Origin of the sequence: Micromonospora arida (assembly GCF_003857035.1) — a bacterium.
GTDB lineage: Bacteria > Actinomycetota > Actinomycetes > Mycobacteriales > Micromonosporaceae > Micromonospora > Micromonospora arida.
The window spans coordinates 37,930-47,046 of the sequence record NZ_QGSY01000139.1 but is presented as its reverse complement, the minus strand read 5'-3'; the positions used below and the strand labels follow the sequence as shown (position 1 = coordinate 47,046).

Here is a 9,117-nt window from a genome sequence, read left to right as displayed (position 1 = left end):
GCCTGGAACGGCGGCGACTGCTGGCCGTACTGGCCGGCCTGCGGGTAACCACCCGGCTGACCGGCCTGCGGGTAACCACCCGGCTGACCGGCCTGCGGGTAACCACCCGGCTGACCGGCCTGCGGGTATCCGCCGGGCTGGCCGGGGGCGGGCCAGCCACCCTGCGGCTGGCCGCCGGGCTGGCCGCCGGGCTGACCCGAGGCCGGCCAACCGCCCTGCTGCTGCGGCCAGCCCGCTTGCGGCTGGCCGTAGACGCCCGGCTGGGGCTTGGGGCGCGGCACGTAGTAGTGGGCGCGCCAGATGGTGTAGACCACCCAGGCGGCGATCGCGAAGATCACCATCCAGGCGAACCGGGTGAGCACACCGAGCAGCGCGTCGAGCACCTCGGCCTCGGCCAGCCGGCCCACCGTCCAGATCAACATGGTCAGCGTGCCGAACAGGGCGCTGACCGCGTACTCGACGACAGCTGCCTGCGTGATCAGCTTCGCCTTCGCCAGCACCGGCGAGATGTGCGTGGCCAGCAGCACCGCCAGCAGCGGGAGGCCCACCGCCTCCAGCCCGACGAACGCGTAGAAGGCGCTGCCCGCCCGGTCGGTGAAGGAGCTGTAGTCGTTCGGCGCGATGAGCCGGAGCAGGCCCACGAAGAGGAACACGGCGTTGGCACCAAGCAGCGCGAGCGCGGCGAGCTCCCGTAGCGGCTTGGTCAGCTGGCGGGCCTGCGAAGCGTCAGCGGACGCAGGCTCAGCGGGGCTGGTCACGAGCTCCCCCTCAGGGCATGAACGGACAGGGCGCACGTGAGCCTAGTCTCCCGGGCCACCCACCGATCGGAGGCGTCACGTGCGCGAGGATGGTCGACATGCGCATCGTGGTTCTGGCCGGCGGCATCGGCGGCGCTCGGTTCCTGCTCGGGGTCCGGGCGTACGCCCGTGACGTCGGCGCGGAGGTGACCGCCGTGGTCAACGTCGGCGACGACCTGTGGTTACACGGGTTGAAGATCTGCCCCGATCTGGACAGCGTCATGTACACGCTCGGCGGGGGCGCCGACCCGGAACGGGGCTGGGGTCGGGTCGGCGAGAGTTGGACGGTCAAACAGGAGTTGGCCTCGTACGGGGCGGAGCCGACCTGGTTCGGCCTCGGCGACAAGGACATCGCCACCCACCTGGTCCGCAGCACCATGCTCAACGGCGGTTACCCGTTGAGCGCGGTCACCGAGGCGCTGGCCAGTCGCTGGGAGCCGGGCGTACGCCTGTTGCCGGCGACGGACGACCGCCTGGAGACCCATGCCGTGGTGGAGGACGACCAGGGTCAGCGCGCGATCCACTTCCAGGAGTGGTGGGTGCGGTACCGGGCCGACATCCTCACGCACCGTTTCGTGTTCGTCGGCGCGGAGACGGCGAAGCCGGCCCCCGGGGTGCTGGACGCGATCGCCTCGGCCGACCTGGTGCTGATCGCGCCGAGCAACCCGGTGGTGAGCGTCGCGCCGGTGCTGGCCGTACCCGGGCTGCGTGCGGCGGTGGCGGACAGCCCGGCGCCGGTGGTGGGTGTCTCCCCGATCATCGGCGGCGCGCCGGTGCGGGGGATGGCCGACCGTTGCCTGGCCGTGCTCGGTGTGGAGTGCAGCGCGGCGGGGGTGGGTCGGCTCTACGGCGGCCGGGCGAGCGGTGGCCTGCTCGACGGTTGGCTGGTGGCCGAGGAGGACGCGGGCACGGTGGTGCCCGAGGTGACGGTCCGCGCGGTGCCGCTGCGGATGACCGACGAGGCGGCGACGGCGGCCATGGTCCGCGCCGCGGTGGAGTTGACGTGAGACTGGAGATTCTGCCGGTGCTCGGCATCGGCCACGTGACCGAGGGTGACGACCTGGCCGCGGTGATCGCGACCGCCGCGCCGTGGCTGCGCAACGGCGACGTGCTGGTGGTTACCAGCAAGATCGTTTCCAAGGCGGAGGGGCGGCTCGTCGACGTGCCGGCGGACGGGCCGGAACGGCTGGCCGCCCGGGACGAGGTCCTGGCCGGTGAGACCGCCCGGGTGGTCGCCAGCCGGGGAGCGACCCGGATCGTGCAGACCCACCACGGCTTCGTCATGGCCTCGGCCGGGATCGACGCGTCGAACGTGGACAAGACCCGGCTGGTGCTGCTGCCGGTCGACCCGGACGCCTCGGCGCGGGCTCTGCGGGACGCGCTGCGGGAGCGCTACGACCTGGACCTGGCCGTGATCATCAGCGACACGATGGGCCGGCCCTGGCGCAACGGGCTCACCGACGTGGCGCTCGGGGTGGCCGGGATGCCGGCCATCCGCGACCACCGGGGCGAGGTCGACCCGTACGGCAACGAGTTGCAGTTGACCCAGATGGCCGTGGTGGACGAGCTGGCGGGTGCCGGCGAGCTGATCAAGGGCAAGTGCGATCAGGTCCCCGTCGCGGTGGTGCGGGGCTACCTGCCGGCCACCACCCCGGACGACGCCGGTGGCGCGCGGGCGCTGATCCGCGACGCGGCGCAGGACCTGTTCTCGCTCGGTACCGCCGAGGCCCGCGCCGCCGGGCTCTCCGACGCCGCCACCCTGGCCGACGGTCCCGGCCCGACACCGGCCGACCTGACCGCGGTGCGACGGGCGATCGACGCGGTCGCCGGGGTGGTCGCCCCTGGCACGGTCTTCACCCTGGTCGACGAGGCCGAGGTACGCGCCGGTCTGGTCGCCGAGATGCCCGGGTGGCCGGACGGCGCCGACCTGCTGCTCGGCTCGGCCCCGACGCCCGTCGAGCCGCTCGGTCTGGTCCGCTTCGGCGCCGACCTGCACCGGCTGCGCGTCGCCCTGGCCGCCCAGGGCGTCGGGTCGACCCTGTTGCCGCCACCGCCCGGCAGCCCGGCGAGCGCCGCGCTCGCCCTGTAGCGCCGTCCTCAGCGTGTAGCGCCGTCCTCGGCCTGTGCGAACGGCCGGGTCACGTGTCCAGCATGGCCCGGCCCAGCGGGGTCAACGTGTGCAGCACGCTGTTGCGTTCGCGGTGGCTGACCAGCAGGCCAGCGTTGCGCAGCACCGTGGCGTGCTGGCTCGCCGCCGCCGGTGAGATGTTGAGCTGGCGGGCGACTTCCCCGGTGGTGCAGCCCTCGTCGCTGGCCTGCAACACCGCCGCCCTGGTGCGGCCCAGCAGCGCGGAGAGTGATTCGCGGGCAGCACCGGACGCGGCGCTGGCGTCGGCGGAGACCAGCGCGCCCAGCCGGTCCACCGGGTAGACCAGCACCGGTGGCAGCGCCGGGTCGAGCAGTGCGACCGGGGTGGCCGCGCAGAAGAACGACGGCACCAGCAGCAGCCCACGGCCGTCCAGGTGCAGCTCCCGGCTGTGCGGGTAACTGCGGACCTCCAGCACCCCGCTCTCCCAGCGCAGTGCCGGCCGGAGGCTGGTGAGCAGGCCCTCGACGCCGCCGTCGAGCAGCGCCCGCGCTCGTCGTGCGCGGTCCGCCGCGACCGCGGCCTGGATCCGGCTCCAGTACGGGCTGATCGCCAGCAACCGGTACTGCTCCATCGATTCGGCCAGGTGGTGCAGCGCCGACACCTCACCCCGACCGAGCGCGGCCGCGGAGGATGGCAGCTGATTCTCGGCGGCCAGGACGCTCAGGTCCCGTTGCAGCAACTCGACGGGGGTACTGCGGAGCGCGTCCATCCCGGCCTCGAAGCCCTCGACACTGGCGTACGGGGTGAGGAAGTCGGGGAAGTAGCCACGCGGCGGGTTCAACGCGAAGAGCAGCCGGAGCTGCTCGGAGCCGGAGTCCTGGCGCAGATCTCGGGCCACACTGCGCCGCCAGTTGGCCGTCAGCGGGTCGCGGGTGCGACCGCGCAGCACGTGCAGGCTGAGGACCAGCTCCCAGACCGGGTCCGCCGCCGGTGCCACCCGGGTCCGGAGGATGTCCTCCCCAGAAAAGTGGATCTTCAGCATGGAGCGCTCCCGTGTCGCCGGCAGGGGGATGCCGGTTGACCGTTCGACTCTACCTGGCCGGCAGTAATCTCCATCTTTAAGCCTGGAATGAAAAACCTCGACGCTTCCGGTGCCGGTTGGGCATGCTTCCCATGCCCGAACACGGCGCCGCGCGTCCTTGACGCCTGTGCTGCCGGGGCACCGGGACCGGGGAGGCCCCGGTGATCGGACGGCACCACGAGGGTCTGCGGCCCTTGCTCCGCGGAGGTGCCGTCCGGTCATCCCGCCCCCGCGCCGGCTCAGCCGACCCAGAGCGCGACCCGATGGTCCTCGTCCGTGACGTAGAACGACCGTCCGTCCAGCTCCGCCACCCCCTCGACGTGGTGGAACGGGGCCAGGTCCGCCACCTGCTCCCCGACGATCCGCCGCCCGTCGCCCGCCTCGCCGCCGGTGAGCCGGAAGCGGACGTGCCGGGAGGTGACCGCACCCCCACCCGGATGGTCGTCGAGCAGGACCGACCCCTTGCCCAACGCGTCGATCGACCCGATCACGGCCGCGTACCCGCCGTCCACCGTCGGGGTGATCGCGCGGAAGCCGGTCAGCTGCCCCGGCGGAGTGACAGCGGTCAACACGTACGCGCCCAGCGCCCGCGGCCACGCCCGTTCGGCGGTGAACATGCCCGGCACCCCGGCCACCTCGACCAGGATCGGCTCACCGGCATCGGTGACCGGGAAACGCAGCCCGAGCAGCACCGTCCCGGCCGGGGTGAACGCCGCCGCCTCCACGTTCAACGGCAGGTCGCCCGGGGCCAACCGGCTCACCCAGCTCTTCTCCCGGACGGTCCCCCGGGCCAGCGTCTCCACGATGAACCGCTCCCGCACCTGCTCCCCCGCCGGCAGGAGGGTCAACGGCGCTGCGGCGAGAGCATCGTTCACCGCCCGGTGCAGTCGAAACGAGTTGCGCACCACGTGCACCGGCACCGGCCCGACCGCCGCATCGTCCTCGCGGAACCGGGCCACGAAGGCGCGTCGAGGTCGCAGCGGGCCAGCCTTCGAGCCGAAGTGGGAGCCGAAGACGTACACCCAGCCGTCGTGGTGGGCGAGCGCCTCGCCGTCCTCGGTCCGCCCGTTCTCCACACCGGCGTCCGCCAGCACGTGCAGGGCCGTCCACTCCCCGTCGTCGCGCTCCAGCAGCAGCGCGAGGCAGCGCTCCACCGGCCCCTCGTCCAGCACGGTCCAGAAGCCCCGCCGGGCACCGTACGCGCGCAGCAGCGCCGCCGACCGCACCGGCAGCAGATCGCTGGCCTCGTTACCGGCCACCACGAATTCGACGAGTCGCAGGGTCACCGAGCCAGCGTACGGAGCACACGCTCGTACAGTGGCGGGGTGCCCGACACCGTGATTACCGGCCCGACCGCCCAGACGACCGACCCCGAGACGTACAGGGCGCTGCACGCCGACGCCACCGCGTTGCTGGAGGGCTGGCAGCCCACCAGCCCGGACGCGGCCAGCGCGCGGGACCGGACCCTCGCGCTGCTCGCCGCCGGCCCGGTCGCGATGAGCCGACAGCACCGCCCGGGGCACGTCACCGCCAGCGCGTTGGTGCTGGACTCCACCGGCTCCCGGGTGCTGCTCTGCCTGCACGTCAAGTTCGGGCGTTGGGTGCAGCTCGGCGGGCACTGCGAGCCGACCGACCAGACCCTGGTCGCCGCCGCGTTGCGGGAGGCCACCGAGGAGTCCGGGATCGCCGGCCTGCGCATCGACCCGGTGCCGATCGACGTGGACGTGCACCAGGTGCAGTGTCAGGGCGGCTCGGCGCACCACGACGTCCGGTTCGCGGTGATCGCCCCGCCCTCGGCGGTGGAGCAGGTCAGCGACGAGGCCGAGGAGCTGGGCTGGTTCCCACCGGACCAGCTGCCCGAGCCGCTGGCCGGCGGGACCGTCCAACTGGTCGCACCGGCCCTCGCCGCCCTCAGACGTAGCCCTCTTCGCCTCGCTCCTTGAGCTCGTCGACCAGCGTCTTGACGTCTTGCGCCCGGTCGCGCGGGCAGACCAGCACCGCGTCCGGGGTGTCCACCACGATCAGGTCGCGCAGGCCGAGGACGGCCACCAACCGACCCGACTGCGGCACGACCACGAGGTTGCTGCTGTCCCGCAGCAGCACGCCCGGCTTGGCCTCCGTGCCGAGCACCACGTTGCCGGCGTCGTCGGTCGGCAGCACGTCGCCCAGGGTGTGGAAGTCACCGACGTCGTTCCAGCCGAAGTCGCCCGGCACCGTCGCGACCCGACCCGCCGTGGCCGCACCCTCCATCACCGCGTAGTCGACGGAGATCTTCGGCAGGGTCGGCCAGATCGCGCCCAGGACGTCGTCCTGCTCCGGGGTGCCCCAGGCGGCGGCGATCGCGGCGACGCCGGCGTGCAGCGCCGGCTGCTGGCGAGCCAGCTCGGCGAGAAAGACGTCCACCCGCCACACGAACATGCTCGCGTTCCACAGGTGCCGGCCCGAACGGACGTACGCCTCGGCGACCTCGGCGGCCGGCTTCTCCTTGAACTCGGCCACCGGCCGCCACGGCACACCCTCGGTCGGGTCGCCGGTCTCCAGGTAGCCGTAGCCGGTCTCCGCACGGGTCGGAGTGATCCCGACGGTCATCAGCAGGCCCTGCTCGGCCCCGCGGACCGCTTCCTGGACCGTGCAGACCCAGCTGTCCGTGTCGCGGATCAGGTGGTCGGCCGCGAAGCTGCCCATCACCGCGTTCGGGTCACGCGCCGCGATCACCGCGGCGGCCAACGCGATCGCCGCGCAGGAATCCCGGGGGGAGGGCTCGACCAGGATGTTCTCCTCCGGTAGCACGGTCAGCTGCCGTGCCACCGCCGCGACGTGCGCGGCACCGGTGACCACAAGGGTCCGATCCGGTGTGGTCAGCGGCGCGAGCCGTTCCACGGTCGCCTGGAGCAGCGAGGCGCTGGTGCCGGTCAGCGGGTGCAGGAACTTGGGATGGCCGGCGCGGGACAACGGCCACAACCTCGTGCCACTGCCACCTGCCGGAATGACCGCATAGAGCATCCGCACATCATGCCCGACGTACCTGCCCAAAGTGGCACGGGTCACCCGCAGCGGCGCGGAGGATCAGGAACGGGCGCGACTCCACGCCGCGATGTGCACCTCGGCGCTGGACTCCCAGGTGAACTCCTTGGCCCGGTCGAACCCCGCCTTCGCCAGCGACAACCGCCGCTGCTCGTCGTCGAGCAGGGCGGCCAGGTCGGTGCCGATCTGCTCCGGGTCTTCCGAGGTGTACGCGACCGCGTCGCCGCCCACCTCGGGCAGCGAGAGCCGGGGCGTGGTCAGCACCGGGGCGGCGCACGCCATCGCCTCCAGGATCGGCAGACCGAACCCCTCGCCGTAGGACGGGTACGCGGCGACCAGGGCACCGCCGAGGAAACCCGGCAGGTCGCCGTAGCGCAGGTAGCCGGGGCGCAGCAGACGCAGGTGCGACGGCACCTCGGCCACCGCCCGGTCGATGTCTTCGTCGTGCCCCTGCCCGCCGGCGATCACCAGCGCCGGCGGGTCGACCCGGTCAGCCACCGCCCGCGCCCACCCACGGATCAGGTTGGGCACGTTCTTGCGAGGCTCCTTGGCACCGAGGAAGGCGACGTAGCTGCTGTTGCCCAGCCCCAGACGCGCACGTACCCGGGCCTTCTCCTCCTCAGTGGGAGCGTGGAAGGCAGCCTGGTCGACGCCGTGATAGGCCACGTCGATCCGCGTCGGGTCGGCGTCGAGCAGACGGATCAGCTCGTCCCGGGTGGCCTTGCTGGGCACGATCACCCGGGCGGCGCGGCGCAACGAGGTCTTGATGGCGCTGCGGAAGAACGTGCGGCGCGACTTGTCGTAATGCTCCGGCTCGGTGAAGAACGTCGCGTCGTGCACGGTGACCGTGACCGGACACCCGGCGCGCAGCGGGCAGGTGTAGAAGGGCGAGTGCAGCACCTCTGCGCCCACCTGCTGAGCGAGCAGCGGCAGGCCGGTCTGCTCCCAGGCGAGCCGGGCCGGGCGGTGCGCCACGGCGGCCGGGGCAGGGATGATCTCCGCGCCGGGCAGCATGCGGGTGTAACGCTCCAGATCGGTGCGGAGACTGACCACTGCCAGCTCCACCCCCGACCCGCACACCTTGCCGAGGGCACCGAGCAGACCGTCGACGTATCGACCGACACCACCACGGTCGGCGGGGACACTCGTGGCGTCGATGAGCACGCGGGGCGGGCGACCGGCGGTCACGGGGCGACTCCTTGTACTGGCGGGCTGTGGGGAACAACACTCCGGGGGTAAAGCCTACGCCGGGGCGCGGGGCCGACGCTGACTGCGACCCGACGGTACGCCGACTTGTCATCGTCATCGAGTACGGCCCGCGGGGGCGTATCGTTCGCGCCGATGGCCGACAACATTGCCCGGGTGTTCGCCGACGCGATCGCGACCGACCCGACCCGACCGCTGCTCACCTGGTACGACGACGCCACCGGCGACCGCACCGAACTCTCCGGCGTCACCTTGGCGAACTGGGTGGCGAAGACCGCCAACCTCCTCGTCGACGAGGTCGGCCTCGCGCCGGGCACCCCGGCCGGCGTGCTGCTGCCGCCACACTGGCAGACCGCGGCGGTGCTGCTGGCCTGCTGGTCGGCCAAGCTGAGCGTCGTCGACACGCCGGGCGACGTGGGGGTGCTCTTCGCTGCCGCCGACCAGTTCGACGAGGCGCAGTCCTGGTCCGCCGACGAGCGGTACGCCCTCGGGCTGGCCCCGCTCGCCGCCCCGCTTCGGCAGGTGCCGCCCGGGTTCGCCGACTACGTCGTCGAAGTACGCGGACACGGTGACCACTTCACGCCGCAATCGGGTCCGGGCCCCACGGACGCGCACCTGCTGGGTCGCGCCGAGGCCCGCGCCACCGAGTTGGGCATCCTTCCCGGGGCTCGGGTCCTCATCGACGCCGCCCGGCACCCCGACCCGGTCGACTGGCTCCTGGCCCCGCTGACCCGGGCCGCCACCGTGGTCCTCTGCGCCAATCAGGACCCCGCCCGGCTGGCCGACAGGCTGACCACCGAGAGAGTCACGCACCCCGTCCGGTAGTCCGGTCGCCGTGCCCTGCGGGACGGCCGACATGTGAGGCCCGCGAGTGGGTTGAGTAGGCCGAATCCATCCCAGGGTCAGGTCCGCGGTCCCGC

At 72.8% G+C, this 9,117-nt stretch carries 9 protein-coding genes; 4 read left to right on the top strand and 5 right to left on the bottom strand.

What is annotated here, in order from left to right:
* On the bottom strand, positions 1–758 hold a 758-nt coding region (locus DLJ58_RS09080; RefSeq protein ID WP_124854763.1), incomplete at its 3' end, for a hypothetical protein.
* Positions 759–856: 98 nt separating this feature from the next.
* On the opposite strand from DLJ58_RS09080, the gene cofD reads away from it, so the two are divergent.
* Both cofD and DLJ58_RS09070 read left to right on the top strand, forming a co-directional pair.
* Entirely contained in the window at positions 857–1,804 is a 948-nt protein-coding gene (gene cofD, locus DLJ58_RS09075; RefSeq protein WP_124854761.1) for a 2-phospho-L-lactate transferase, read from the top strand.
* Positions 1,801–2,886 (top strand): coenzyme F420-0:L-glutamate ligase, encoded by a 1,086-nt coding sequence (locus DLJ58_RS09070; RefSeq protein ID WP_124854759.1) that lies wholly within the window; start codon positions 1,801–1,803, stop codon positions 2,884–2,886. Before cofD ends, DLJ58_RS09070 begins: the two co-directional genes overlap by 4 nt.
* 49 nt (positions 2,887–2,935) lie before the next feature.
* On the opposite strand, the gene DLJ58_RS09065 is transcribed toward DLJ58_RS09070, so the two are convergent.
* A complete protein-coding gene (locus DLJ58_RS09065; RefSeq protein ID WP_124854757.1) occupies positions 2,936–3,928 on the bottom strand; it encodes an ArsR/SmtB family transcription factor in 993 nt (330 codons plus the stop codon).
* 278 nt (positions 3,929–4,206) lie between these two features.
* The gene (locus DLJ58_RS09060) at positions 4,207–5,253 is read right to left on the bottom strand and encodes a hypothetical protein (protein WP_124854755.1); all 1,047 of its coding nucleotides are present in this window, start codon (positions 5,251–5,253) and stop codon (positions 4,207–4,209) included.
* A gap of 39 nt (positions 5,254–5,292) precedes the next feature.
* On the opposite strand from DLJ58_RS09060, the gene DLJ58_RS09055 reads away from it, so the two are divergent.
* A complete protein-coding gene (locus tag DLJ58_RS09055; protein WP_208740952.1) occupies positions 5,293–5,910 on the top strand; it encodes an NUDIX hydrolase in 618 nt (205 codons plus the stop codon).
* Here DLJ58_RS09055 and DLJ58_RS09050 read toward each other — a convergent pair.
* Complete coding sequence (locus DLJ58_RS09050) at positions 5,879–6,970, bottom strand: mannose-1-phosphate guanylyltransferase (protein WP_124854753.1); 1,092 nt, start codon at positions 6,968–6,970, stop codon at positions 5,879–5,881. The genes DLJ58_RS09055 and DLJ58_RS09050 overlap by 32 nt on opposite strands.
* 63 nt (positions 6,971–7,033) lie before the next feature.
* Positions 7,034–8,179 (bottom strand): glycosyltransferase family 4 protein, encoded by a 1,146-nt coding sequence (locus DLJ58_RS09045; RefSeq protein ID WP_124854751.1) that lies wholly within the window; start codon positions 8,177–8,179, stop codon positions 7,034–7,036.
* Between the two features lie 153 nt (positions 8,180–8,332).
* Between DLJ58_RS09045 and DLJ58_RS09040 the strand changes: the two genes are divergently transcribed.
* Positions 8,333–9,022: a TIGR03089 family protein gene (locus DLJ58_RS09040; RefSeq protein WP_124854749.1), complete on the top strand. Its 690-nt coding sequence runs from the start codon at positions 8,333–8,335 to the stop codon at positions 9,020–9,022.
* Positions 9,023–9,117 lie beyond the last annotated feature (95 nt).